The sequence below is a fragment of the Streptomyces sp. NPDC057438 genome, assembly GCF_042802995.1.
Taxonomy (GTDB): domain Bacteria; phylum Actinomycetota; class Actinomycetes; order Streptomycetales; family Streptomycetaceae; genus Streptomyces.
In genome coordinates this window covers 1-23,699 of record NZ_JBHVDD010000098.1, presented here as the reverse complement: position 1 = coordinate 23,699, position 23,699 = coordinate 1, and the positions used below count along the sequence as shown (strand labels likewise).

Below are 23,699 nucleotides of genomic sequence, written 5' to 3'. Positions count from 1 at the left end.
GGTTCGAGAGGGTGCGGGGCGGAGGGACGGGCCGTGCCCCTCCGCCCCGGTGCCGGGCCGGCGTCGGTCAGCCGACGCTGTTGCCCCACAGGGTCTTGTCGTCCACGTTGTCCTTGGTCACCAGCGGCGCCGGCAGCTGGTCCTCCAGGCCGTTCGGGATCTTGATGATCGTGGAGTCGTGGTCCGTGGCACCCGGCTTGAACGTCTTGCCCGCGGCCGCGGCCTCGGCGTAGTACAGCGCGTACTTGGCGTAGAGGTCGGCGGGCTGGGAGACGGTGGCGTCGATCTGCCCCTTGCGGATGGCGTCGAACTCCTGCGGGATGCCGTCGTTGGAGATGATCGAGATGTGGCCCTTCTGCCCGGCGGGCTTCAGCAGGCCCTTCTGTTCGAGCAGGGCCAGGGTGGGCTGCAGGAAGACGCCGCCGGCCTGCATGTAGATGCCGCCCAGGTCGGGGTGCTGGGCGAGCAGGCTCTGCAGCTTGGCGGAGGCCACGTCGCCCTTCCAGTCGGTGGGCAGCTCGAAGACCTTGATCTTGGGGAACTTCGTCTTCATGCACTCCGCGAACGCCTCGGAGCGGTCGCGGCCGTTGATGGAGTCCAGCGCGCCTTGCAGTTCGGCGACCTTGCCCTTGCCGCCGAGCTGCTCGCCGAGGAACTCGCAGGCCTTGGTGCCGTAGGCCCGGTTGTCGGCGCGCACGACCATGTAGACGTCGCCCTTGTCGGGCCGGGTGTCGACGCTGACCACGGGGATCTTCTTCGACGCCAGGGTGTCGAGGGTGGAGGCGATGGCGCCGGTGTCCTGCGGCGCCATGACGACGGCCTTGGCGCCCGTGTTCTGGAACACCTGCACGTTGGCGACCAGCTTGGTCACGTCGTTCTGCGAGTTGCTGAGCGGCAGCGCGTTGATGTCCTCGGACTTGACGTCCTTCTTCAGGTACTCGGCGTAGGAGTTCCAGAAGTCCGAGTCGGAGCGCGGCAGGTCGATCCCGATGGCGGGCTTGTCACCGCCCGAGCCGGCCGAGCCGGAGGAGCTGTCGCGATTGCACGCGGTCAGGAGGGTGAGGGCCGCGAGGGCGCAGGCCGCTGCGGCGGTGGAGCGGGTGCGAGCGAGCTTCATGGCCGGGTTCTCCTTAGCCAGGACGGGGAGGCCGCCCTCCGGGACAGGCATGAGTGGACCGTCGGAGGGGAGGGTCGGGGGTCAACCGGTGAACGAGCAGCGGAGTTTGACCGGCCACGAGGCAGTGGTGCGATTCCTCCGATGTATCTCGGACGTCGAGGACGTTACGACGGCATTGCCGGAGTTGACAAGAGGTCTCTCCCGATGAGTTGCGCGTGTGATCCAGGGGGGAGGTGGCGATCTCCAAGGGTGTGATGTCCTACATGACCGATCCGTGACTTGCTCGGTAGCCCCTGTCGATCACATACATCCGAGGAATGCGTTGTCAGCTCGCCGAACTGCCCCTAAAGTCGCGGTGCGTCATTCCTCCGATGAATGAACGAACTCATGGCAAGGGAGCTTCCTCAGTGAAACTGCTACGCGTCGGCGCTCCGGGAAAGGAGCGGCCCGCCGTCCGTACCGACGACGGCCGGTTGCTGGACCTGTCCTCCGTGGCCCCCGACATCGACGGTGCCTTCCTGGCCTCCGGGGGCGTCGACCGGGCCCGCGCGGCGGTCGCGGCGGGCGGACTGCCCGAGCTCGGCACCGAGGGCCTGCGCGTCGGCGCCCCCCTCGCCCGCCCCGGCAAGATCGTCTGCGTCGGGCTGAACTACCGCGACCACGCCGCCGAGACCGGCGCCGCGATCCCGCCCCGCCCCGTGGTCTTCATGAAGGACCCGGGCACGGTCGTCGGCCCGTACGACGAGGTGCTGATCCCGCGCGGCTCGGTCAGGACCGACTGGGAGGTCGAGCTGGGCGTCGTCGTCGGACGCCGGGCCCGCTACCTGGAGAGCCCCGAGGAGGCGGCCGCGGTGATCGCCGGATACGTGGTCAGCCACGACGTCTCCGAGCGCGAGTTCCAGCTGGACTACTCCTCGCAGTGGGACCTCGGCAAGTCCTGCGAGACCTTCAACCCGATGGGCCCGTGGCTGGTCACCGCCGACGAGGCCGGTGACCCCCAGGACCTCGGGCTGCGCCTGAGCGTCAACGGCGTCAAGCGGCAGGACGGCCACACCCGGGACATGATCTTCCCGGTCCACGAGATCGTGGCGTACCTCAGCCGGTACATGGTCCTTCAGCCCGGCGACGTGATCAACACCGGAACCCCCGCGGGCGTCGCCCTCGGCCTGCCCGGTACGCCCTACCTCCTCCCCGGCGACACCGTCGAGCTGGAGATCGACGGGCTCGGGAGCCAGCGCCAGACGTTCGGCCAAGCGTGAAAGGCACCCCCGTGACTGCACCCCCCGCCCGGATCACCGCGGTCGACACCTATGACATCCGGTTCCCCACCTCACGGGAGCTGGACGGTTCCGACGCCATGAACCCGGACCCCGACTACTCCGCCGCCTACGTCGTCCTGCGCACGGACGCCGCGGACGGCATCGAAGGCCATGGCTTCACCTTCACCATCGGCCGCGGCAACGACGTCCAGGTCGCCGCCATCGGCGCCCTGCGGCCCCACGTCGTCGGCCGCTCCGTCGAGGAGCTGTGCGCCGACCCCGGCTCGGTGAACCGCGACCTGATCGGCGACAGCCAGCTGCGCTGGCTCGGCCCCGAGAAGGGCGTGATGCACATGGCCGTCGGCGCCGTCGTCAACGCCGTCTGGGACCTGGCCGCCAAGCGCGCCGAACGGCCCCTGTGGCAGCTGCTCGCCCATGCCGAGCCCGCGTGGCTGGTCTCCCAGATCGACTTCCGCTACATCGCCGACGCCCTCACCCCGGAGGAGGCCCTGGACCTCCTCCGGCGGGGCCGCACGGGGCTCGCCGAGCGCGAGCACCTGCTGCTGGAGCGCGGCTACCCCGGCTACACCACCTCGCCGGGCTGGCTCGGCTACTCCGACGAGAAGCTGACCCGGCTGGCCGAGCAGGCCGTCGCCGACGGCTTCACCCAGATCAAGCTGAAGGTCGGCGCCGACCTCGGCGACGACGTCCGCCGGATGCGCACCGCCCGCGCCGCCGTCGGCGACGGCGTGCGCATCGCCATCGACGCCAACCAGCGCTGGAACATCGGCGAGGCCGTCGAGTGGACCAGAGCCCTCGCCGAGTTCGACCCGTACTGGATCGAGGAACCCACCAGCCCCGACGACATCCTCGGCCACGCCGCCGTCCGCCGGGGGGTCGCCCCCGTCAAGGTCGCGACCGGCGAACACGTCCAGAACCGCATCGTCTTCAAACAGCTCCTCCAGGCCGGCGCCCTCGACGTCCTCCAGATCGACGCGGCCCGCGTCGGCGGCGTCAACGAGAACCTGGCGATCCTGCTGCTCGCCGCCAAGTTCGGCGTACCCGTCTGCCCGCACGCCGGGGGCGTGGGACTGTGCGAACTGGTCCAGCACCTGTCGATGTTCGACTACCTGGCCCTGTCCGGCACCACCGACGACCGGGTCATCGAGTACGTCGACCACCTCCACGAGCACTTCATTGCACCCGTGGTGATGCGCGAGGGCCACTACGTCGCCCCTCTGACCCCGGGCTTCTCCGCCACCATGCACCCCGCGTCGATCGCCCAATACCGTTACCCCGACGGCACGTTCTGGGCCGCCGACCTCGCCGGACGAGAGGACGTCGCATGACCGGGCAGACAGACGCACCGAACGGGTCCACGGGTGCACCCGCGGAGCCGAGGGGAGAACTGGCAGGGCTCAGGGCGATCGTCACCGGAGGCGCGTCCGGCATCGGGCTCGCCACGGCCCGGCTGCTGGCCGCCAGGGGCGCCTCGGTCGCGGTTCTCGACCTCGACCCCGCAGGCGCGCCCGCCCCCCTGCTCGGGCTGAAGGCCGATGTCACCGACGACACCTCCGTACGGGCCGCCGTCGCCGACGCCGTCCAGCGGCTCGGCGGCCTGGACATCCTCGTCAACAACGCGGGCATCGGCGCCGTCGGCACCATCGAGGACAACCCCGACGAACAGTGGCACCGCGTCCTCGACGTCAACGTCCTCGGTATCGTCCGCACCAGCCGTGCCGCCCTGCCCCACCTGCGGGAATCGTCCCACGCGGCCATCGTCAACACCTGCTCCATCGGCGCCACCGCCGGCCTGCCGCAGCGCGCCCTGTACTGCGCCAGCAAGGGCGCCGTGCTGTCGCTGACCCTCGCCATGGCCGCCGACCACGTCCGTGAGGGCGTCCGCGTCAACTGCGTCAACCCCGGCACCGCCGACACCCCCTGGGTCGGCCGCCTCCTCGACGCCGCCGACGACCCCGAGGCCGAGCGCGCCGCCCTCAACGCCCGCCAGCCCCTGGGCCGCCTGGTCACCGCCGACGAGGTCGCCGCCGCCATCGCCTACCTGGCGAGCCCCGCCGCGGCCTCCGTCACCGGCACCGCCCTGGCCGTCGACGGCGGAATGCAGGGCCTGAGGCTCCGCCCGGTGGGCTCATGAGAACCCGGACCCTCGGCCGCAGCGACGTCCGTGTCACCGAGCTGGCGTACGGCGCAGCAGGCATCGGCAACCTCTTCCGGCCCGTCCCCGACGAGGAGGCCGCCGCCGCGGTCGACGCCGCCTGGGACGCCGGGATCCGCACCTTCGACACGGCACCCCACTACGGCCTCGGCCTCTCCGAACGCCGCCTGGGCGCCGCCCTGCGCGAGCGCCCCCGGGACACCTACACCGTCTCCACCAAGGTCGGACGTCTGCTGGTGCCTGCCGAGGACGGCGGCCCGGCCGACGACCTGGCCCACGGCTTCGCCGTCCCCGCCACCCTGCGCCGCGTCTGGGACTTCAGCGCCGACGGCGTCCTCCGTTCCCTCGAAGCCAGCCTGGAGCGCCTCGGCCTCGACCGGGTGGACGTCGCCCTCCTCCACGACCCCGACGACCACGCCGACCAGGCCCTCGACGAGGCCTACCCGGCCCTCGAACGACTGCGCGGCGAAGGCGTCGTCGGAGCGATCGGCGTCGGCATGAACCAGAGCGCCCTCCCGGCCCGCTTCCTCCGCGAGACCGACATCGACGTCGTCCTCCTCGCCGGCCGCTACACCCTGCTGGAACAGGAGGGCCTCGCCGAACTGCTCCCCGAGGCCGCCGCCCGCGGCAGGAGCGTCCTCATCGGCGGCGTCTTCAACTCCGGCCTGCTCATCGACCCCCGCCCGGGAGCCACCTACGACTACGCACCCGCCCCGGAACCCGTACTCGAACGGGCCCTGCGCCTCAAGGAGGTCACCGGGCGCCACGGCGTGCCCCTGCGCGCGGCGGCCCTCCGCTTCCCCCTCGGCCACCCGGCCGTCGCCGGCGTCCTGACCGGTGCCCGTTCGCCCGACGAGGTCCGCGACACCGTGCGTCAGTGCCGGCATCCCGTACCGGCCGCCCTCTGGGACGAGCTGCGCGCGGCCGGCCTGCTCGCCCAGGACGCCCCCGTCCCACCCGGAGAACCCGAGGAGAAGGAGCCGTCGTGAGGGTCGCCTTGCACACCGAGGTCCGCGCCGACCGCGTCCAGGAGTACGAGGCGGCCCACCGCGAGGTCCCCGAGGAGCTGACCACCGCCATCCGCGCCGCCGGGGTGAGCGCGTGGACGATCTGGCGTGGGGGAGGCACCCACCTCTTCCACCTGCTGGAGGTCGAGGACTACGCGGCGATGATCGCCGAGCTGGAGAAACTCCCGGTCAACATCGCCTGGCAGACCCGGATGGCCGATCTCCTCGACGTCGTGCACGACTACTCGGCGGAGGGATCCGACGCGGGACTGCCCGTGGTGTGGGAACTGTGACACCGGCCGGTACGCCCGCCCCGCCCACCGGGATCGTCGATGCCCACCACCACGTCTGGGACCTCTCCGTCCGCGACCAGGACTGGATCGCCGGCCCCGAACTCGCCCCGCTGCGCCGCGACTTCGCCCTGCGCGACCTGGAACCGCAGGCGCGCGCGGCCGGGGTCACCGCCACCGTGCTGGTGCAGACGGTCACGGTCCCGGAGGAGACTCCCGAGTTCCTGGCGCTGGCCGCCGGAAGCGACCTGGTGGCCGGGGTCGTCGGCTGGACCGACCTCACCTCTCCCGGGGTCGGCGCCGCCCTCGCCGGGCTGCGTGAACGGCCGGGCGGCGAGCACCTGGTGGGCGTCCGCCACCAGGTGCAGGGCGAACCCGATCCCCGCTGGCTGGTACGCCCGGAGGTCCTGCGGGGCCTGGGCGCCGTCGCCGACGCGGGACTGGTGTACGACCTCCTGGTCAAGCCCCACCAGCTGCCGGCGGCGGTGGAGGCGGCGGCCCGCCTCCCGCACCTCACCTTCGTCCTGGACCACGCGGCGAAGCCGCCCATCGCTTCCGGTGAACTGCGGCCGTGGGCCGGGGAGATACGGCGGCTGGCCGCCCTCCCCAACACCGTCTGCAAGCTCTCCGGCCTGGTCACGGAGGCGGACTGGAGGAACTGGTCCGTCGCCGACCTCCGCCCGTACGCCGACACGCTGCTCGACTCCTTCGGCCCGCAACGGCTGATGTTCGGCTCCGACTGGCCCGTCTGCCGGCTCGCCTCGGACTACCGCGAAGTCCTCGACACGGCCGAGGCGTTGCTGTCCGCGCTCGGCCCGGCGGAACACCGGGAGGTCTTCGCGGGCACCGCCGTCCGCGTCTACGGCCTGCGGACCTGAGCCAGGGCCGCCAGCTCCTCGGGGGTACGCGGACCGGCCGCGTCCTCGGTCAACAGGCCCTGCTCGCGCAGCAGTCGGGCGACCGCGATGCCCCAGGGCAGCCGCAGCCCGGCCTGCTGGAGGAGGTCCGTGCGGGCGAGCATCGCGGCCACCGGGCCCGTACGCGCCCCGGACGGGGTGAGCAGGGCCGCGTCGTCGGCCCAGCGCAGGGCGAGGTCGACGTCATGGGTGGCCATGACCACGGTGGTGCCGGACCGGCGCAGCTCGTCCAGGGTGGCGAGGAGCCGTTCCTGTCCGTCGGGGTCGAGCCCGGCCGTCGGCTCGTCGAGAATCAGGACCCGGGGCCGCATGGCGACCGCGCCCGCGATGGCGGTCCGCTTGCGCTGGCCGTAGGAGAGCAGATGGGTGGGCCGGTCGGCGAGGGCGCCGATGCCCAGCGCGCCGAGTGCCTCCTCCACCCGGGCCCGCACCTGTGCGTCGGGCAGCCCCAGGTTCAGCGGGCCGAACGACACGTCCTGGGCGACGGACGCCGCGAACAGCTGGTCGTCCGGGTCCTGGACGACCAGCTGGACCGTCGTCCGCAGCCGGGTCAGCCCCTTGCGGTCGTACGTCACCGGCCTTCCCTCGACCGCGAGTTCGCCGGTACGGGGCCGCAGCCCCCCGCTGAGCAGCCGCATCAGCGTCGTCTTGCCGCTGCCGTTGCGGCCCAGCAGGGCGAGCGCGCGCCCCTCGCGCACCTCGAAGTCGAGCCCGTCGAGCACGATCGGGCCGTCCTCGTAGGCGAAGGAGGCGCCCCGCAGGGTGACCAGCACGGGGTCGCTCATGGCAGCGGCCTTTCCAGGACGAAGGTGAGGGCGGCGACGGCGGCGAGGAGCGCGACGCCGGCCCCGACGAAGCGGGCGGAGATCCGGGCCTCGGGCACCAGCACGCGCAGGGTGCCGTCGTACCCCCGCCCGGCGAGCCCGGTCTGCAGCCGGGCCGCCCGGTCGAAGGCCCGGACGAACGCGGTGGCGCCGAGCCCGGCGAGCGAACGCCAGGTCGCGGCCCGCGTGGTGTGCCCGAGCCGGGCGGCCTGCGCCTCCCGGATCCGGCGCACGGAGTCCAGCAGGAGGAAGCTCATCCGGTACGTGACCAGGGCGACGTCCACCACCGGTGCGGGCACCCCTGCCTTCACCAGGCGCGGCAGCAGGTCCGACATGGGCGTGGTGAAGGCGAACAGCAGTACGCCGAGGGAGGCGGCCGAGGTGCGCAGCAGCAGCTCCCCGGCGCGGACCGGGCCGCCGTCGGCCAGGGTGACGAACCCGTCGGGCCCGCCGACCTGGACGAGCAGCGGCAGCGCGCCGGTCACGCAGAAGCCCAGTGGCACCCGGTAGGCACGCCACAGCCGGCGGCCGGGGACGCCCGCCGGGCCCAGCAGCACGACGAGCGCGGTCAGCAGGACCAGGGCGGCGCCGGGCCAGGGCGGCAGGGAGATCGCGAGCACGGTGAGGCCGAGCCCGAGCACGGCCTTGTCCACGGGATGGCGGTGGCGCCAGCGGCTGCTGTGCGCCGCCGCGTCGATCGGCAGCACGGGGGTCAGACCCGCCCGGTGGGGGAGTTTCCGCCGGGACCGTCGGACGCGCGCTCCTCGTCGGCCGTGGTCCTCGTGGCCGGGGAAGCCGCGGTCGCCGTCGCGGCCGCGGTGGCTGTCGATGCCGCCGTGGCGTTCGCCTCCGCGCCTGTCGCCTCCGGCCCTGCCGCCGGAGCCGGGCCGGTGTCCGCCCCGTCCAGCTGCGCCCGGGCCCGTGTCTCGCCCTGGCGCCGACCTCGGTGGAGGCCGAAGTAGTAGGCGAGGACGCCCGCGCCGAGCGCGGCCTGCAGGGAGAAGAGTGCCGACTCGATCTCACCGGACGGCGGCTCGTACAGCGGGGAGAACCAGGGCTGGTAGTCCGGCTCGATCTCCGTGATCGCGGTCTCCGCCTCGCCGTCGGCGCCCGTGAAGGGCTCCTTCTTGTGGTCGCCGAGGCCGAGGGCCAGTGGCAGTACGGCGAGCGCGGCCACGACGAACAGCAGCAGGAGGTTGATCTTCGTGTTCCGGTTCACCGGGCCACCGCCTTCGTCTCGGCCTCGGTGCCGGCGCTGTCGCGGCCGGCGGTCAGGAGCACGCCGAGCCGGGTCAGTTCGCCCTTGCTCGACTGCACCAGCAGACGCATCACGAGAACGGTGAGGAGACCCTCGCTGACCGCGAGCGGGATCTGGGTGACGGCGAAGATGGAACCGAACTTGCCGAGCGCGCCCAGGAAGCCGCTGCTCGGGTCCGGGAAGGCGAGCGCCAGCTGCACGCTGGTGACGCAGTAGGTGACCAGGTCGGCGACGAACGCGCCGAAGAACACCGTGACCATCAGCGGCACGTCGAACCGCCGCAGCAGCCGGTAGACGCCGTAGCCCGCCCAGGGGCCGGCGATCGCCATCGAGAAGACGTTGGCGCCGAGCGTGGTCAGGCCGCCGTGCGCGAGCAGCAGCGCCTGGAAGAGCAGGGTGATGGTGCCCAGCACCGCCATGATCGGCGGCCGGAACAGGATGGCGCCCAGCCCGGTGCCGGTGGGGTGGGAGCAACTTCCGGTGACCGACGGCAGTTTCAGCGCGGACAGGACGAAGGTGAAGGCTCCGGAGGCGCCGAGCAGCAGGGTGCTCTCGGGATGCTCCCTGACCTCACGGGTGAGTGCCCGGACTCCGTGGACGACGAACGGCGCGGACGCGACACCCCAGGCGATCGCGTGCGCCGGAGGAAGGAAACCCTCGGCTATGTGCATGGCTCAGCAGACCCTCTCCAGCACCTCGTGGATGGTTGACGCGCCTTGGCCGGTCTCCTGGCTGACGGGTACCACCGCCCGTGCTCCGCCTTCCCGGGTCACAAGACCCAGTGGCTGTCCGTGAGGACTGGAGCCGGACTTCCCGATCACAGTGGCGAGGGCCGCACCGGCATCACACCGGATTTCCCGTTCACCAAGGCGTGGTGACAGTAGTGCCCACACAAGGGCGCTGACAAGCGGAGACGAGGGGCGCGCGGGCGCCGTGGAACAGCTCACACCCCCGCGCACGCCCCACCGTCCCCCTGCCGCACACGAGTGACCTCGCGACGTCGGCGGACGGCGGGCAGTGTTCGCACTGGTGGCCGCCCTTGGCCAGGGAGGTCCCGGAGTTCATTCCCGCCGACCGGGGCTCCACCGTGTCGGGTACCAGGCTCGCGCTCGGGGAGCGCGTCGAGTACCCGTCACCGTACGGCAGTTGCCCGATGCCGGGTCACCGGCCTGCAAGGCGGGGGAGCCTGACGCCTGACCGAAAAAGGTGTACTAGAACCTCGCCGTCACCGGTCGCCGTCGCCGTCGCCCTCGTCATCGGCACCGTCGAACTCCTCGGTCTCGTCGCCGACAAGGCGGGTCCGCACGGCCCGTTCCGGGACGGGGTCGCCGGCCTCGACCTCAACGTCGCCGGCTACGCCGTCGTCGGCCTGTTCCTCGTCACCTGGGCGGTCGCCCTGCTGGTGTGGCGGTTCGCCCGGATCGAGGAGAAGCGGACGACGGGCCGCCCTCCGACTCCCGGCGCGCCGGGCCTGACCTGTGATCCGCCCGCAGACCGGCGCACCCACGATGCATCCGCACGCCCCCGGCGCATCGACGATGGTCCACGGCCCGCCCATACGTCGGTCCCGAGCCATGGGCAGCGCCTGGCCGGGCGCCGGGCAGGCTCCGCCCCTGCGGTCGGAGCCGCGACTCGCCCTCGCCCGCGCGCCGATCACCCGGCCGAGGCTCCTTCCGCCCGACGGGCCGACCGAGGACATCCAGCGTCCGTGGCCGCCGGGATCGCGGAGACGACGACCCGGCCCTGACACGCCGGGCGCAAGTTCCGGGCAGCCGGTCCGGATGCATGAGCAGGAAGGCGGCGACCCTCCGGGCGGCACTCGGCGTCTGACGGCAGGGCACCGCTACCGGGCGTGCAGCCCGTCCGCGAGGTGCCCGTGGCTGTGCCGCCAGCCCGTCGGGACCCGCAGGGCCCCCACCAGGTGGGGGTGGCCCAGTGGGAGGTCCGCGTGCACATGGGCCGTCGTCGCGGGAGCCGCGGGCGAGCCGGCCGTCGACCGGGCCTTTGACCCCGTCGGCGGCCACAGCCGTACGGCCAGCAGCGCCGCCGCCAGGGCGATCGCCCCCAGCGCGAGCACCGCCCGGCCGAGTCCGGCCGCTCCCAGCCACCCGGCGAGCGGGTACGTCAGCAGCCAGCAGCCGTGCGACAGGGAGAACTGCGCGGCGAACGCGGCCGTACGGCCCCCGGGCTCCACCGACCGGCGCACCAGCCGCCCGGCCGGGGTGAGCACCGCCGAGGACGCGGCGCCGAACGCGGCCCACAGGACGAGCAGCGCGGGCAGGCGCCAGTTCCCGTCCCGCGCGGCCGTGACGGCCCAGAGTCCGGCGAAGACGACGGCCAGGGACAGCGCGCCCGGCAGCATCACCGTCCGGTCCGGGACCCTGTTCAGGACCCGCGGCAGGGCCAGCGCCACGGCCATCGACCCGGCGCCGTACGCCCCGAGCGCGAGGGGGACGGCGCCCGCCGACAGGCCCAGCACCTCGCGGACGTAGACCACCGAGTTGACGGTCACCATCGCGCCGGCCGCAGCGACCGCGAGGTTCAGGGCGAGCAGGGCCCGCAGCGCGGGGACACCGAGGAAGAGGCGGGTGCCGGCCGTGGCCCTGGCGTACACCCCGCCCGCGCGGGGCAGGGTGGAGGCGGGCCGTTCGGGCAGGGCGGTCGAGAGCACCAGCGCGGCCGAGGCGAGGAAACCGAGGACGGTGCCGGTGAACAGCCGGTCGTAGGTGACGACGGACAGCAGGGCGGCCGCGAGGGCGGGGGAGAAGAGGCTCTCCAGGTCGTACGCGAGCCGGGACATCGACAGTGCCCGTGTGTAGTCGCGCTCCTCGGGCAGCACGTCGGGGATGACGGCCTGGAACGTGGGCGTGAACGCGGCCGAGGCGGACTGCAGGAGGAAGACCAGGACGTACACCTGCCAGACCTCGCCGACGAACGGCAGCGACACGGCGATCCCGGCACGCACCAGATCGGCCGTCACCATGAGCGCCCGGCGCGGCAGCCGGTCGGCGACCGCGCCGACCGCCGGGGCGATCACCACGTACGCCACCATCTTGATCGCCAGGGCCGTCCCGAGGACGGAACCGGCGTCGGCGCCCGCGAGATCGTAGGCCAGCAGTCCGAGGGCGACGGTCGCGAGCCCGGTACCCACGAGCGCGACGACCTGGGCGGCGAACAGCCGCCGGTAGGCGCGATGGCGCAGAACGGCGAGCATACGAACGGCTCCCCTCGGCGTGGCGTCGAGCGGTCGGGTGTCGGTACGCACGAGTGTAGCCCTCATGTGCGCACGTGCGCACATGAGGGCTACACTCGTATGTGACCCCCCGGGCCGCAGGAGGAACGCCTACGCTGGGCCCATGTCAGAACGCCACGCCGTGTCAGCTGCGTCCGGTGCGCACCTGCGTGCCCCCGACAGCGCGCGGCTCGCCGAGGCGACCGGAGTGTTCGCGATGCTCTCCGACGCCACGCGGCTCCATCTGCTGTGGCTGCTCGCCCAGGGCGAGTCGGACGTGGGTTCCCTGGCCGACCGTTGCGAGGCGTCCCGCACGGCGGTCAGCCAGCATCTGGCGAAGCTCCGGCTCGCCGGGCTCGTGGACACCCGCCGCGAAGGCCGTCACATCCACTACAGCCTCGCCGACGGGCACCTCAAGCGCCTGGTCCTGGAGGCGCTCAGCCACGCGGACCACCGGGTCAGCGGCCAGGCGCCGCACGACTGACCGCCCGACGGCGGCCGGGCCACCGGATCACTGCCCCGGCCGTCGCCCGATCACCTCGGGCCGGTCACCGGCGCGATGGACTCCAGCGTCGGCACGACCTCCTCGATCGAGCCGTCCGGCGCGAACACCAGCCGGTCCAGGGTGGATTCCCGGCGGACGCCGTCACCGCGCGGGGTGCCGGGGCCCGGGATCGCGAAGCGGTGGTAGCAGATGAACCAGTCGTCGGTGCCGGGGACGTTCACGACCGTGTGGTGGCCGGTGGCGAGGATGCCGTACTCCGGTCGCTTGCGCAGGATCACCCCCCGCTCGGTCCATGGGCCGAGCGGGGTGGGTCCGGTCGCGTAGGCCACGCGGTAGTCCTCGCTGCGGGTGTCGTCCTCCGACCACATGAAGTAGTAGACGCCCCGACGCTTGACGACGAAGGCGCCCTCGCGGAAGTTCTCCGGGGTGAACCGCCGAACCAGCGCCGGGTCGAAGGACACCATGTCCTCGTGGAGCGGCACGCCGTACGCCTCGCAGTTGCCCCAGTACAGGTACGTGGTGCCGTCGTCGTCCCGGAAGACGGCCGGGTCGATCATCTGGCCCGCGTAGTCGTCGCGTGCGACGAGCGGCCGGTCCAGGGCGTCGCGGAAGGGGCCGGTCGGGCTGTCGGCCACGGCCACACCGATCTGTTGGTCGGCGCAGAAGTAGAAGTAGTACGACCCGTCGCGCTCCCCGGCCGCCGGCGCCCAGGCGTGGCGTTCCGCCCAGCTCACGTCCGACTCCAGGTCGAGGACGACGCCGTGGTTCTCCCAGGTGACCAGGTCGTCGGAGGAGAACACCTCGAAGCGTGTGCCGCCCCAGCCCTCGAAGCCGTCCGTCGTCGGATAGATGTAGTAACGGCCCTGGAACTCCTGGATGTTGGGGTCGGCGTACAGCCCCGGCAGCAAGGGGCTGCGCATCGGCACCGCCTCGACCGTCCAGGTACGGGCCGTCCCGTCGGCCGTGGTGAGGGTGTAGTCCCGCGGGGTGCGGAAGTCGCGCGGGGTGCCCGACGGAGGGTCGATGCGGGAGTCCGCCGACAGGACGAACTCCGGTGCGAGAGCGTCGAGTGCGGTCCCCGGGTGCAGGGGCAGGACGACCTTGGACGTGGCGTCGTCGACGAGCGCGTACGCCTTCAGGCCCTCCGGCACGGCGGCGTCGACGACGGACGCCGTCGGCGCGAACCCGGCGAGGAGCCGTTCGTACTCGGTCCGCGTCACCGGCAGCACCGAGCCGTGCCGCGCGCCGGGCGGCAACGCGAACTCCTCGCAGGGCGTCCACCTCCCGGAGTCCAGATCGGTGGTCTCGAAGGGCACGTAGCCGCGCCCGCTGAACTCGTCCACGAACAGGTACCACGTGCGGTCGTCCGCGTTCGACCGGAAGACGACCGGCCCCTCGCCCTGTTCGACGGTCCCCTGACCGATCCGGTCGGCCACGAAGGTGTACGAGGTGTCGCGCAGTTCCTTCGACTTCTCCGCCGTGATGAACTTGCCGCCGGGCGCGGCGGGGGAGTGGGCGCGCTCGTCCTTGGTGAAGCGGTAGTAGGTGCCGTCGTGCCGGACGACGGTCGAGTCGATCACCGAGTGGCCGGGGTCGTTCCACAGCCGGGGCTCGCTGAAGACGCGGAAGTCGCGGGTGGTCGCGTACAGCATCCGGTTGTGGGTGTCGGCGGTGTGGTCCGGGTCGTGCGGCGCGTACAGCCTCGACGCCCAGAAGACGACGAACTCGCCGAGCTCCGGGTCGTAACAGGCCTCCGGCGCCCAGACGTTGCCGGCGGTGTCCGGGGCGACGCGCACCAGTCGGCGGTCGGTCCAGTGGACCAGATCGGTGCTCTCCCAGACCATGAGCGAGGTGCTCCCGGTGCGCTGTACCCGGTCCCAGTCGCCGTCCGGTTCCCCGTGCATCTTCAGGTCGGTGGCGATCAGGTAGAAGCGGTCGCCCTCCGGGGCGCGCACGAGGAAGGGATCGCGCAGCCCGCCCGTGCCGAGGTCCGAAGTGAGCACCGGATTCCCGCCGTTCAGCTCGCGCCAGCGCAGCGGGTCGTCGCCCCTGCTGAGCGCGAACCGGATCCGCTCTCCGTCCGGGCTGTCCTCGCCGGTGAAGTAGACGAAGACGTATCCGGCGTACTCCTGCAAGCCGACCTCCAGTGCTGCGATCTTCTGAGGCTTCCTGTGCGGAACTCCGTCGAAGAGTGTTGCTATCTGTGTCCGGTGGCGTCAATCGGCACAGGGATCCGGGGCGGCATCGAAAAGTTTCGGTGTACGTGTGCTTTCGGGCGGTCAGCCCTCCAGGCGGCGCAGCCGTTCCGCGTCGCAGGTGCGCGGGCAGGTGGAGCACGCCTCGGCCGGGCGGATCGTGTAGTAGAGGCAGCAGCCCAGGCGGGTGCGGGTCGGGTGCTCGCGGCCGTCACCGGTGCGCAGGAGGCGGAAGTCGGCGCCGCCGGGGAAGGGTGCGTGCGCGGTGGGCAGGACCGCGGAGGCGGCCCGGACGCCGGCGGCCTCGTCACCGCGCGCACGGCCGAGGTACCACAGGCCGGAGACCAGGTCGTCCGAGACCAGACCCCACAGCGCCCGCGCCCCGGCGGACGTACGGGCCGAACGCCTCCAGCACCGGGGTCATGTGGTCCGCGACGGCGGCCCTCAACTCGGCGCGCAGCGCCTCCTCGTGGGCGACGGCCCGGGTGCCGGGCAGGGCCGCCGCCGGGTCGTCCGGCAGACAGGCCAGGCCGGAGCCGGGCCGGATCTCGAAAGCGCCGGTCGCGAGGTCGACGCGTATGTCGGCGGGGGAGATACGGGGCACGCGCCGCTCCAGGTACCAGACCCCGCTCATCAGCAGGGCGGCCGACCAGGCGTAGTCGTGCAGGGCACGGGAGGCGGCGACATGGCGGGGCGCGGAGTGGTCGTGGCGGTCCCGGATGCGGGCGGCCTCCGCCTCGACGAAGGCCGCCACGCTCTCCTGGCCGTCCATCGGGCCGAGGGTGGGCGGGCCGGCTTGGGGCGCGTGCCCGCCAGGGGACGGCGACTGCCGGTCGTCCGCTCGGCCGGGTCGCGTCACGCGTACGGACAGGGCGTCGCACAGCGCGTCCAGACGGCGGTAGGCGGCGGAGAGGAGTTCCGGGACGTGCGTGGCGGAGTCGGCCCGGGCGTTCTCCAGGTGAGCCACGGTCATCGGTCACTCCAGAGCGTGAAGGGGTTTGGCAGTCGGGGTAGGTGAGGCTTACCTTATCCACAAGATCGCGCAGCGATGACCAGGCTCCGACCCCGAACCACCGGCGTAAGGCTTCCCGAGCGGTGACTCCTGCGGTTCGCAGGGCGGGCCCCACCACGAGACGGGCTCGCCCCGCCGCCCCCGACCCGCCAGCGGAGGTAGTGCACCATCCCATGCGTCTGTACCTGCTCGCCCTCAACCCCACCGACTCCGTCACCGAGGGCTTCCTGCCCGCCGCCGCCCGGCTCGGTCTGCGCGTCACCGTCCTCACCGACCGGCCCGACGCCCACCGCGCCCTCCACCCGGAAGTCGAGATCCTGCGGTGCGATGTACGGGACCACCGTGCCGTCGTCACCCGGATCTCCACCCACCACCGGCCCGACGCGGTCTTCACCAACAGCGACCACCTCCAGACCCAGGCCGCCCTCGCCGCCCACTACTTCGGACTCCCCGGCAAGGACTGGCGGGCCACCCTGCGCGCCAAGGACAAGGGCGAGATGCGCCGCCGTCTGGCCGCCGCCGGCGTGGACACCGTCTGGTCCGCGGAAATCGGCGACCCGGCCGACCTCACCGGCCCCCTCGTCGCCGACGCCCCTTACCCCTGCGTCGTCAAACCCCGCGAAGGCGTCGCCAGCGAGGACGTCGTCCGCGTGGCCGACGCGGGGGACCTCGTGGCCCGCGGCCAGGAGATCCTGGCCCGGCGCCCGGGGGCCGCCCTCGTCGTCGAGGAGTATCTGCCGGGCGAGCTGTACACCCTGGAGACCCTCGGCGACGTCCGGGGCCGGCACGTCCTCGGCGGCTTCCACACCGAACTGTCCCCGCCGCCGTACTTCATCGAGCGGCGGATGGCCTTCGTCCCGGCCCACCCCGAACCGGTCGTGGCACAGATTCTCGCCCAACTGGACGCGCTCGGGGTCGGATTCGGGTCCTGCCACACCGAGTTCGTCGTCCACGACGGCCGGGCCCGGATCATCGAGGTCAACTACCGTGCCATCGGCGACCGGTGCGACCTGCTGCTCGCCCGGCTCCTCGGCCTCCCCCTCTTCGAGCACATCCTCCGCACCCACCTCGGCGAGCCGCTGCCCGCCGGCCTGCCCGCAGAGCTGGGCGCCGGACGCGGTGCCGCGGCCCGTCTGGAGTATCCCTGCGCCGACCGGGCCGGGACCCTGATGGCCGCCCCCTCCGCCACCGAACTCCACATCGACGGCGTGCGCCTGATGTACCGTCCGCTGCGCGGTATCGGTGAGCGGCATGAGCTGTACCGGACCAACCGCGACTACCTCGGCGTCCTCACCGCCACCGCCACCACTTCCTCCGGGGCCGGTCAGGATGCGGTCGACCGGGTGGCGGCGGACTTCCTCGCCGCCCAGCGCTGGGAGATCCGGCCGTGACCGGCACCGCTCGCCCCGCGTCCGCCGCTGCTGAGAACACCGGCACCGCTCGCCCCGCGTCCGCCGCTGCTGAGAACACCGGCACCGCTCGCCCCGCGTCCGCCGCTGCCGAGAACACCGCCGTGTCCGCCGCGTCCGCCTCCATCTTCGGTGAGACCGCCTCCACCTCCGCCGCGACCAAGGACACCGTCGAAGCCGGACTCCTCATCCGTGTGCTCGGCGCCCTGCTCCGCGAGGACGTCGTCGGCCTGCGCTCCCGCAGCACCCTCGTCCACCGCCCCGACGGCCCCTGGCTGCGCCTGCCCGCCGCCGGCGACGCCCTCCTCCTGCCCGTCACCGCGGACGGCTTCCAGCACACGTACGCCGCCCGGGAACCCCTGCTGCTCAGGGAGTCGGACGGCACGCGCCTCGGCACCTGCGGCGCCGTCCTCGCCGCGCTGCGCGCCCTCGCCGAGCCCGTCGACCGCGCCGGATTCGACGCGTTCGCCGAGGAGTGCCGCCAGACTCTCGCGACGATGCTGCTGCACGAGGCGACGGGGGAGGACACCGCGGACCGGCTCGTCGACCTGTACGGAGCCGACCCCGCCGCCTGGACCGGCCTGCGCGCCGGTCTCGCGTTCGACACGCTCGCCGCGCGCCTCGACCACCCCGTCTACCCGACCGCGCGCGGCCGCTCCGGCCTGGGCAATGACCAACTACGCTGCTACGCACCGGAGTTCCATCCGAGCTTCCCCCTCCGGTGGCTCGCCCTGCCCCGGGAGGCCGTCACCCTGGCCGGAACCCTCCCGGACGGCTGGCCCGCCCCCTCCGGACTCGGCCTCGCGGACCTCGACCACAGCCATGTCACCCTGCCCGTGCACCCGTTGACCGCCGGGGCACCCCTCGAGGCGGCCCTGCGTGAGACCGGGCTCGCCGACCGAGCAGTCCTCGCCGACCGGGCGTACCTCACGGTCGTGCCCACCCTGTCGATGCGTACGGTCGCCCCGGTCGCCGCCCCCGCGCTGCACCTCAAACTGCCGCTGGCGACCGCCACCCTGGGGCTGCGCAACAGACGGTCCATCAAACCCGGCACGCTCGCCGACGGAGCTGCCGGACAGCGCCTCCTGGCGGCGGTACTGGACCGTGAGCCCCGCTTCCGGGGCCGGGTCCTGCACGCCGACGAGTCGGTGTACGCGCACGCCGGGCACGAACTGCTCGCGGTACTGTGCCGCCGCCACCCGGCGGACCTCGACGACTCGGTCGTCGTCCCCCTGGCCGCCCTCCTCGCCCCGGCACCCGGGGGGCGACTGATCCTCGACCACCTCGCCGACCGCTTCCACGGCGGTGACCCGATCGCGCTGCTCGACGCCGTGCTCACCCTGCTGTTCGACTGGCAGACCACGCTCCTCGGCTACGGCATCGCCCTGGAGTCGCACCAGCAGAACGTCTCCCTGGCGCTCGGCCCGGCCCCCGGCGACCTGCGGCTGCTGCTGAAGGACAACGACGGCCCGCGCGTCGATCGCGCTCGCCTGGCGGCCCGGTTCGGCCGCCCCGCAGGGCAGGCCGACTGCGGCTTCGACGACGCCCGCACCTTCACCACCGACGACCGTGAGGTGACCGACGTCTTCACCACCATCACCGTCCATCTGTGCGCCGGGGCCTACGCGTTCGGCCTCGCCCGGCACGGTCGAGCCTCACTGGCGCAGCTGCTGAGCCTCGTACGGGACCGGCTCACCGAGGCCGTCGACCGCCTCGGCGGTGACGCGGCGGCCCTCCTGCGCGCACGGGTGCTGCACGCCGCCGAACTGCCGGTGAAGGCGATGGTGACCGCCGGGACCCTGCTGAGCAAGGAGAGGTCGGGCGCCGCCGACATCAACAAGCACTACACCACCGGGCCCAACTACCTGCTCCGGGACGGCGGTTCGGCATGACCCCCGAAGTGGTCCCGCGCGACGACCCGCCCCTCCCGACCCTCTCGCCCTGCCCGCCCTGCCCGCCCCGCCCGACGAGCGCGCCGTACGCGGTGCCCGCAGCCTGCGGCCCGCCGGAGCCTCCGGGCGGGCCGGCGCGCCCGCCCGCCCCGCCTTCGCGACCGACCCGCCCCCACGTCCGCGTACCCGCTGGAGCCACCGCATGCCCCCGCTCACCGACTCGCCCGGTACCACCCGCCTCCCCGCCGCCGGCGACGCCGTCGCCCACACCCTGCTGAACTGCCTACTGCGCGAGGTGTCCGGCCCCGAGCACCAGACCGCCGTCAGCGACGGCCACCTCCTGCTGCGTCTGCCCCGCCGCGGCCTCCTGCTGAGGGTCGCCCTGCGCCGCACGTCCCTGCTGGGCGCGCACCGTTTCGCCGGCCCCGTCCACGAGCGGTCCGCCACCGGCTGGAGGCCGCTCGACTGGCGCCGCCTCGCCGCGTACACGCACGACGAGCTGACCCTGCGCACCGGAGTCCACAACGCCGAGTTCCTGCACCAGGTCGACTCCAGCCACCGCGCGCTCGCCACCGCGCTCGCCGCCCGCGAGGCCGGCGCACTCCTCGCGGCCGAAGACCCGGACTATCTCGCCTCCGAGCGGTCCCTGCTGTTCGGCCACCGCTTCCACCCCACCCCCAAGGCCCGCACCGGCGACGCGGAATCCTGGCGGTCGTACGCCCCCGAGGCCGCAGCCTCCTTCCCACTGCGGCGCCTCGCCGTCCGCCACCATCTGATCGCCGAGGAGAGTGCCGAGGCGGGGGCGACCGCCGTCCTCGACCGCGAATCCGGCGACGTGCCCGCGGGCTACCGGCCGCTGCCCGCCCACCCCTGGCAGTACGAGATGCTGCGCGGACACCGGCTGCTGCGCGAGGCCGTGGACCGCGGCGACATCCTCGACCTGGGCCCCGGCGGCCGTCCGTACGCGGCCACCGCCTCCGTCCGCACCCTCTTCGACGGTGACGCCTTCCTGAAGTTCAGCCTCAACGTCCGCATCACCAACTGCCTGCGCAAGAACGCCAGTTACGAACTCTCCGGCGCTGTCGCCCTCACCCGGATCCTGGCCCCGGTCCTCACCGACCTGGAGAGCCGCTACCCCGGCAGCGCGATGCTGCGCGAGCCCGCCTACCGCAGTCTCGCCCTCCCCGGCCCCGACGGCACCCCGGACCGGGCCCTCCTCGAAGGCTTCGGTGTGATCGTCCGCGAGGGTCTGTCCCGGCGGCTGCTCCCGGGCACCACCCCGCTGCTCGCGGGCGCCGTCGCCGACGAGTACCCGACCAGCGCCGCCCACCTCTCCCGCCTCCTCGGCAGCGCGGGTCCACAGGCCGCGCTGACCTGGTGGAAGGCATACCTCCGCCTCCTTGTCCCACCCGTCCTCGCCGCCTACTTCGACCACGGGCTCGTCCTCGAACCCCATCTGCAGAACGTCCTCGTCTGCGTCGACTCCGACGGCATGCCCGCCCAGGTCCTCTTCCGCGACCTGGAGGGCGCCAAACTCCTCCCCGACCACCACGCCGACGCCCTCGCCGCCCTGCCGCCCGAGGTCGCCGGACCGATGGCGTACGACGCCGGGCGCGGCTGGGACCGCGTCGTGTACTGCCTCCTCGTCAACCATGTCGCCGAGCTGCTCGCCGTCCTCGCCGATCTGCACCCCGGGACCGAGCGCGACCTCTGGACGGAGGTCCGCGCGGCGATCCGGGCCCACGCCGGCGAGGCGGGCTGTCCGCCCCTCCTGGCCGCCCTCCTCGCCGGAGCCCCGCTCCCCGCCAAGACCAATCTGCTCACCCGCTGGGAACGCAGGGCCGACCGCGAGGCCGGCTACGTCCGCCTGCCCTCCCCCCTCGCCGAGGACGTCCTGCACCGGAGTCCCCGTTGAACCAGGAGCGCCCGTCGAACCAGGAGCCGTCGATGACCCTGCCCACCCCCGCCGTACGCGACCGAATCGTGTCCCTGCCCTCCGCCCGACTCCCCGCGTACGTGTACGACCTGACAGCCCTGCGCCACCATGCCGCACAGGTGCGGGCCGCCCTCCGCGAACGGGTCGAGCTGTACTACGCGGCCAAGGCCAACCCCGAGCCGGAGATCCTGGCCGCCCTCGGCCCGTACGTCGACGGCTACGAGGTGTCCTCCGGCGGCGAACTCGCCCATGTGGCCCGGGCCGTACCGGGCAGGCCGCTGGCCTTCGGCGGCCCCGGCAAGACCCCGGACGAGATCCGGTCCGCCCTGGAGCGGGGCGTCGCACGCTTCCACGTGGAGAGCGAGCACGAACTGCGGATGCTCGGCGAACTGGCACGCCGGGCGGCACCGGCCCGGCCCGTCGGGGTGCTCCTGCGCTTCAACCTCGCGGTGGCCGACGGCTCGCTGGCGGGCAGCTCGCTCGCGATGGGCGGCCGTCCCACCCCGTTCGGCCTGGACCCCGGCCGGGCCCCGGACGTGCTGCGCCCCCTCACCGACGGCACCTACCCGCACCTCGAACCGCTCGGCGTCCACGCCCACCTCGCGAGCGGCCTCGACGCCCCCGAACTGCTCACCGTCGCCCGATCGGTCGTGGACTGGGCGACGGCCCTGGACGTACCGCTGCGCGAGGTGAACGTCGGCGGCGGGATGGCCGTCGACTACACACGCCCCAAGAGCCGCTTCGACTGGACGGCGTACGGCGCGGGCCTCGCCCGGCTGGCCGACGCGCACCCGGAACTGACGGTGCGCATCGAGCCGGGCCGGGCGCTGACCGCGTACTGCGGCTGGTACGCCACCGAGGTGCTGGACGTGAAGCGCAGCCACGGCGAGGAGTTCGCCGTGCTCCGGGGCGGAACACACCATCTGCGCACCCCGGCCACCAAGGGGCACGACCAGCCGTGCTCGGTGCTGCCGGTGGAACGGTGGGAGTACCCGTGGCCGCGCCCGTCGGCCGAGGGGGAGCGCGTCACCCTCGCCGGGCAGCTGTGCACACCGAAGGACGTACTCGCGCGCCAGGCGCACGTGCCGAGGCTGCGGGCGGGAGACAGAGTGGCCTTCGCGCTCGCGGGGGCCTACGCCTGGAACATCTCGCACCACGACTTCCTCATGCATCCGCGTCCCGGTTTCCACTTCGTCGACTGAACCTCGCCCGCCCCGCCACGGAACCCGACCACCCGCCCCGCCCCTCTGAGGGGGTGTGACCGTTGACAGGCGGGCAGGCCGGGCGCAGACTCGTGCGCACAAGAGAGTGAAGTGAATTTCACCTGACGAACATGGTCGGGACCCCGGGACGGCACGCGGCCCGTCCTCCACGACGAGGAGTACTCCATGCACACCACTGTCGGCATCATCGGCGGCGGCCCGGCGGGGCTGCTGCTGGCCCGTCTGCTGCACAACGCGGGAATCGACAGTGTGGTTCTGGAACGCAAGGACCGCGCCTACGTCGAGCAGCGCCAGCGCGCCGGAATCCTGGAGCAGGCCACCGTCGACGTGCTGCGCTCGGCCGGGGCGGGGGCACGGCTGGACGCCGAGGGCATCCCCCACGACGGCATCGAGCTGCGCTTCGACGGCCGCGCCCACCGCGTCGACTTCCCCGGGCTGACCGGCGGGCGCCGGGTGTGGGTCTACGCCCAGACCGAGGTCGTCAAGGACCTCATCGCCCTCCAGCTCACCGGCGGCGGCCCGCTGCTGTTCGAGGCCGAGGTGCACGCCGTGGAGGGCGCCGACAGCGACCGCCCGTCGATCCGGTACACCCACGGGGGTCGCGAACAGACCCTGACCTGCGACTACGTCGTCGGCTGCGACGGCTTCCACGGCGTGGCCCGCGACGCCGTTCCGGACGGCGTACGGACGACGTACGAGCGGACGTACCCCTACTCCTGGCTGGGCATCCTCGCCGACGCCCCGCCCGTCTACGACGAGCTGATCTACGCCCACTCGGAGCGCGGCTTCGCCCTCGCCAGCATGCGCTCACCGGCCGTGAGCCGCCTCTACCTCCAGGTCCCCAACGGCACCGACCCGGGAGACTGGTCCGACGAGCGGATCTGGGACGAGCTGGACGCGCGCCTCGCGCTCACCGCGAACCCCGGCTGGCGGCTCAAGCGCGGACCCGTCACCTCCAAGGCCGTCCTCCCGATGCGCAGCCACGTCACCGAGCCGATGCGCCACGGCCGGGTCTTCCTGGCCGGCGACGCCGCGCACATCGTGCCGCCCACCGGCGCCAAGGGGCTCAACCTCGCGGCGACCGACGTCATCGTGCTGGCCCGCGCCTTCGCCCGGCTCCGGGAGACCGGGTCGACCGAACTGCTCGACGCCTACTCGGACACCTGCCTGCGCCGGGTCTGGCGGGCCGAGCACTTCTCGTACTTCATGACCACGACCCTCCACACGGACCCGCACCAGTCCCCGTTCGAGACCAGGCTGCAGCTCGCCCAGCTCGACCGGGTTGCCACCTCACGCCACGCGGCGGCCGAACTCGCCGAGAACTACACGGGGCTGTCGCTGGGGACCGACTCGTGACCGACTCCTGACCGGGATCCCCGACCAGGGTGCCCGGCCGGGCGGACGACGCCGAGGGGCGGGCGGCGAACCGGTACCGTCGACGCCCCCC

20 protein-coding genes, 1 pseudogene and 1 riboswitch are annotated in these 23,699 nt (G+C 73.1%); of the genes and pseudogenes, 13 read left to right on the top strand and 8 right to left on the bottom strand.

Annotated elements, in window-relative coordinates; all coding sequences use genetic code 11:
- Positions 1-67 precede the first annotated feature (67 nt).
- Positions 68-1,117, bottom strand: a complete 1,050-nt coding sequence (locus tag ACFU5F_RS35940) for a sugar ABC transporter substrate-binding protein (RefSeq protein WP_383896782.1) — start codon at positions 1,115-1,117, stop codon at positions 68-70.
- A 407-nt stretch (positions 1,118-1,524) separates the two neighbouring features.
- Here ACFU5F_RS35940 and ACFU5F_RS35935 point away from each other — a divergent pair, with 407 nt between their 5' ends.
- Genes ACFU5F_RS35935 through ACFU5F_RS35910 form a run of 6 tightly spaced genes read left to right on the top strand, consistent with a single transcriptional unit; the run spans position 1,525 to position 6,727 of the window.
- The gene (locus tag ACFU5F_RS35935; RefSeq protein WP_383896753.1) at positions 1,525-2,376 is read left to right on the top strand and encodes a fumarylacetoacetate hydrolase family protein; all 852 of its coding nucleotides are present in this window, start codon (positions 1,525-1,527) and stop codon (positions 2,374-2,376) included.
- Positions 2,377-2,387: 11 nt separating this feature from the next.
- Positions 2,388-3,725 (top strand): L-fuconate dehydratase, encoded by a 1,338-nt coding sequence (locus tag ACFU5F_RS35930; RefSeq protein WP_383896750.1) that lies wholly within the window; start codon positions 2,388-2,390, stop codon positions 3,723-3,725.
- Positions 3,722-4,531: an SDR family NAD(P)-dependent oxidoreductase gene (locus ACFU5F_RS35925; protein ID WP_383896748.1), complete on the top strand. Its 810-nt coding sequence runs from the start codon at positions 3,722-3,724 to the stop codon at positions 4,529-4,531. The genes ACFU5F_RS35930 and ACFU5F_RS35925 overlap by 4 nt, the downstream gene beginning before the upstream one ends.
- Complete coding sequence (locus ACFU5F_RS35920; protein ID WP_383896745.1) at positions 4,528-5,541, top strand: aldo/keto reductase; 1,014 nt, start codon at positions 4,528-4,530, stop codon at positions 5,539-5,541. Before ACFU5F_RS35925 ends, ACFU5F_RS35920 begins: the two co-directional genes overlap by 4 nt.
- Complete coding sequence (locus ACFU5F_RS35915) at positions 5,538-5,852, top strand: L-rhamnose mutarotase (protein WP_383896742.1); 315 nt, start codon at positions 5,538-5,540, stop codon at positions 5,850-5,852. The genes ACFU5F_RS35920 and ACFU5F_RS35915 overlap by 4 nt, the downstream gene beginning before the upstream one ends.
- Entirely contained in the window at positions 5,849-6,727 is an 879-nt protein-coding gene (locus ACFU5F_RS35910) for an amidohydrolase family protein (protein WP_383896779.1), read from the top strand. The genes ACFU5F_RS35915 and ACFU5F_RS35910 overlap by 4 nt, the downstream gene beginning before the upstream one ends.
- Here the strand turns inward: ACFU5F_RS35910 and ACFU5F_RS35905 are convergent.
- From ACFU5F_RS35905 to ACFU5F_RS35890, 4 genes are read right to left on the bottom strand one after another with little or no spacing between them, the layout of a single operon-like run.
- Positions 6,709-7,551, bottom strand: coding sequence for an energy-coupling factor ABC transporter ATP-binding protein (locus ACFU5F_RS35905; RefSeq protein ID WP_383896739.1), 843 nt, complete (start codon positions 7,549-7,551; stop codon positions 6,709-6,711). The two genes, ACFU5F_RS35910 and ACFU5F_RS35905, sit on opposite strands and share 19 nt — an antisense overlap.
- Complete coding sequence (gene cbiQ / locus ACFU5F_RS35900; RefSeq protein ID WP_383896735.1) at positions 7,548-8,297, bottom strand: cobalt ECF transporter T component CbiQ; 750 nt, start codon at positions 8,295-8,297, stop codon at positions 7,548-7,550. Before cbiQ ends, ACFU5F_RS35905 begins: the two co-directional genes overlap by 4 nt.
- A 5-nt stretch (positions 8,298-8,302) precedes the next feature.
- Positions 8,303-8,809, bottom strand: a complete 507-nt coding sequence (locus ACFU5F_RS35895; RefSeq protein ID WP_383896732.1) for an energy-coupling factor ABC transporter substrate-binding protein — start codon at positions 8,807-8,809, stop codon at positions 8,303-8,305.
- Positions 8,806-9,519 (bottom strand): energy-coupling factor ABC transporter permease, encoded by a 714-nt coding sequence (locus tag ACFU5F_RS35890; RefSeq protein WP_383896729.1) that lies wholly within the window; start codon positions 9,517-9,519, stop codon positions 8,806-8,808. Before ACFU5F_RS35890 ends, ACFU5F_RS35895 begins: the two co-directional genes overlap by 4 nt.
- 29 nt (positions 9,520-9,548) lie before the next feature.
- Positions 9,549-9,754: riboswitch (cobalamin riboswitch) on the bottom strand.
- 247 nt (positions 9,755-10,001) lie between these two features.
- Here ACFU5F_RS35890 and ACFU5F_RS35885 point away from each other — a divergent pair.
- On the top strand, positions 10,002-10,595 hold the full coding sequence (locus ACFU5F_RS35885; RefSeq protein WP_383896776.1) for a hypothetical protein: 594 nt from the start codon (positions 10,002-10,004) through the stop codon (positions 10,593-10,595).
- Between the two features lie 96 nt (positions 10,596-10,691).
- Here ACFU5F_RS35885 and ACFU5F_RS35880 read toward each other — a convergent pair whose 3' ends face one another.
- Positions 10,692-12,062: an MFS transporter gene (locus ACFU5F_RS35880; RefSeq protein ID WP_383896726.1), complete on the bottom strand. Its 1,371-nt coding sequence runs from the start codon at positions 12,060-12,062 to the stop codon at positions 10,692-10,694.
- A 142-nt stretch (positions 12,063-12,204) separates the two neighbouring features.
- Here ACFU5F_RS35880 and ACFU5F_RS35875 point away from each other — a divergent pair, with 142 nt between their 5' ends.
- Positions 12,205-12,564, top strand: coding sequence for an ArsR/SmtB family transcription factor (locus ACFU5F_RS35875; protein ID WP_383896722.1), 360 nt, complete (start codon positions 12,205-12,207; stop codon positions 12,562-12,564).
- A 50-nt stretch (positions 12,565-12,614) separates the two neighbouring features.
- Here the strand turns inward: ACFU5F_RS35875 and ACFU5F_RS35870 are convergent, their stop codons facing one another.
- Together ACFU5F_RS35870 and ACFU5F_RS35865 are read right to left on the bottom strand one after the other, a co-directional pair.
- Positions 12,615-14,720 (bottom strand): family 43 glycosylhydrolase, encoded by a 2,106-nt coding sequence (locus ACFU5F_RS35870; protein WP_383896720.1) that lies wholly within the window; start codon positions 14,718-14,720, stop codon positions 12,615-12,617.
- A gap of 144 nt (positions 14,721-14,864) precedes the next feature.
- Positions 14,865-15,753: pseudogene (locus tag ACFU5F_RS35865) on the bottom strand ((2Fe-2S)-binding protein).
- A 212-nt stretch (positions 15,754-15,965) separates the two neighbouring features.
- On the opposite strand from ACFU5F_RS35865, the gene ACFU5F_RS35860 reads away from it, so the two are divergent.
- From ACFU5F_RS35860 to ACFU5F_RS35840, 5 genes are all read left to right on the top strand, one after another.
- Positions 15,966-17,183: an acetyl-CoA carboxylase biotin carboxylase subunit family protein gene (locus ACFU5F_RS35860; protein WP_383896717.1), complete on the top strand. Its 1,218-nt coding sequence runs from the start codon at positions 15,966-15,968 to the stop codon at positions 17,181-17,183.
- 122 nt (positions 17,184-17,305) lie between these two features.
- The gene (locus ACFU5F_RS35855; RefSeq protein WP_383896774.1) at positions 17,306-19,093 is read left to right on the top strand and encodes an IucA/IucC family protein; all 1,788 of its coding nucleotides are present in this window, start codon (positions 17,306-17,308) and stop codon (positions 19,091-19,093) included.
- A 202-nt stretch (positions 19,094-19,295) separates the two neighbouring features.
- The gene (locus tag ACFU5F_RS35850; RefSeq protein ID WP_383896715.1) at positions 19,296-21,008 is read left to right on the top strand and encodes an IucA/IucC family protein; all 1,713 of its coding nucleotides are present in this window, start codon (positions 19,296-19,298) and stop codon (positions 21,006-21,008) included.
- Between the two features lie 32 nt (positions 21,009-21,040).
- Positions 21,041-22,231: a type III PLP-dependent enzyme gene (locus tag ACFU5F_RS35845; RefSeq protein ID WP_383896712.1), complete on the top strand. Its 1,191-nt coding sequence runs from the start codon at positions 21,041-21,043 to the stop codon at positions 22,229-22,231.
- Positions 22,232-22,417: 186 nt separating this feature from the next.
- Entirely contained in the window at positions 22,418-23,608 is a 1,191-nt protein-coding gene (locus ACFU5F_RS35840; RefSeq protein ID WP_383896710.1) for a 4-hydroxybenzoate 3-monooxygenase, read from the top strand.
- Positions 23,609-23,699: the final 91 nt, after the last annotated feature.

Bases quoted from the DNA above. Each gene is read 5' to 3' on its own strand.
- ACFU5F_RS35920 (WP_383896745.1), top strand. From the start codon at position 4,528: ATGAGAACCCGGACCCTCGGCCGCAGCGACGTCCGTGTCACCGAGCTG.
- ACFU5F_RS35850 (WP_383896715.1), top strand. From the start codon at position 19,296: ATGCCCCCGCTCACCGACTCGCCCGGTACCACCCGCCTCCCCGCCGCC.
- ACFU5F_RS35925 (WP_383896748.1), top strand. From the start codon at position 3,722: ATGACCGGGCAGACAGACGCACCGAACGGGTCCACGGGTGCACCCGCG.
- ACFU5F_RS35880 (WP_383896726.1), bottom strand. From the start codon at position 12,062: ATGCTCGCCGTTCTGCGCCATCGCGCCTACCGGCGGCTGTTCGCCGCC.
- ACFU5F_RS35875 (WP_383896722.1), top strand. From the start codon at position 12,205: ATGTCAGAACGCCACGCCGTGTCAGCTGCGTCCGGTGCGCACCTGCGT.
- ACFU5F_RS35940 (WP_383896782.1), bottom strand. From the start codon at position 1,117: ATGAAGCTCGCTCGCACCCGCTCCACCGCCGCAGCGGCCTGCGCCCTC.
- ACFU5F_RS35845 (WP_383896712.1), top strand. From the start codon at position 21,041: ATGACCCTGCCCACCCCCGCCGTACGCGACCGAATCGTGTCCCTGCCC.
- ACFU5F_RS35840 (WP_383896710.1), top strand. From the start codon at position 22,418: ATGCACACCACTGTCGGCATCATCGGCGGCGGCCCGGCGGGGCTGCTG.
- ACFU5F_RS35885 (WP_383896776.1), top strand. From the start codon at position 10,002: ATGCCGGGTCACCGGCCTGCAAGGCGGGGGAGCCTGACGCCTGACCGA.
- ACFU5F_RS35905 (WP_383896739.1), bottom strand. From the start codon at position 7,551: ATGAGCGACCCCGTGCTGGTCACCCTGCGGGGCGCCTCCTTCGCCTAC.
- ACFU5F_RS35890 (WP_383896729.1), bottom strand. From the start codon at position 9,519: ATGCACATAGCCGAGGGTTTCCTTCCTCCGGCGCACGCGATCGCCTGG.
- ACFU5F_RS35860 (WP_383896717.1), top strand. From the start codon at position 15,966: ATGCGTCTGTACCTGCTCGCCCTCAACCCCACCGACTCCGTCACCGAG.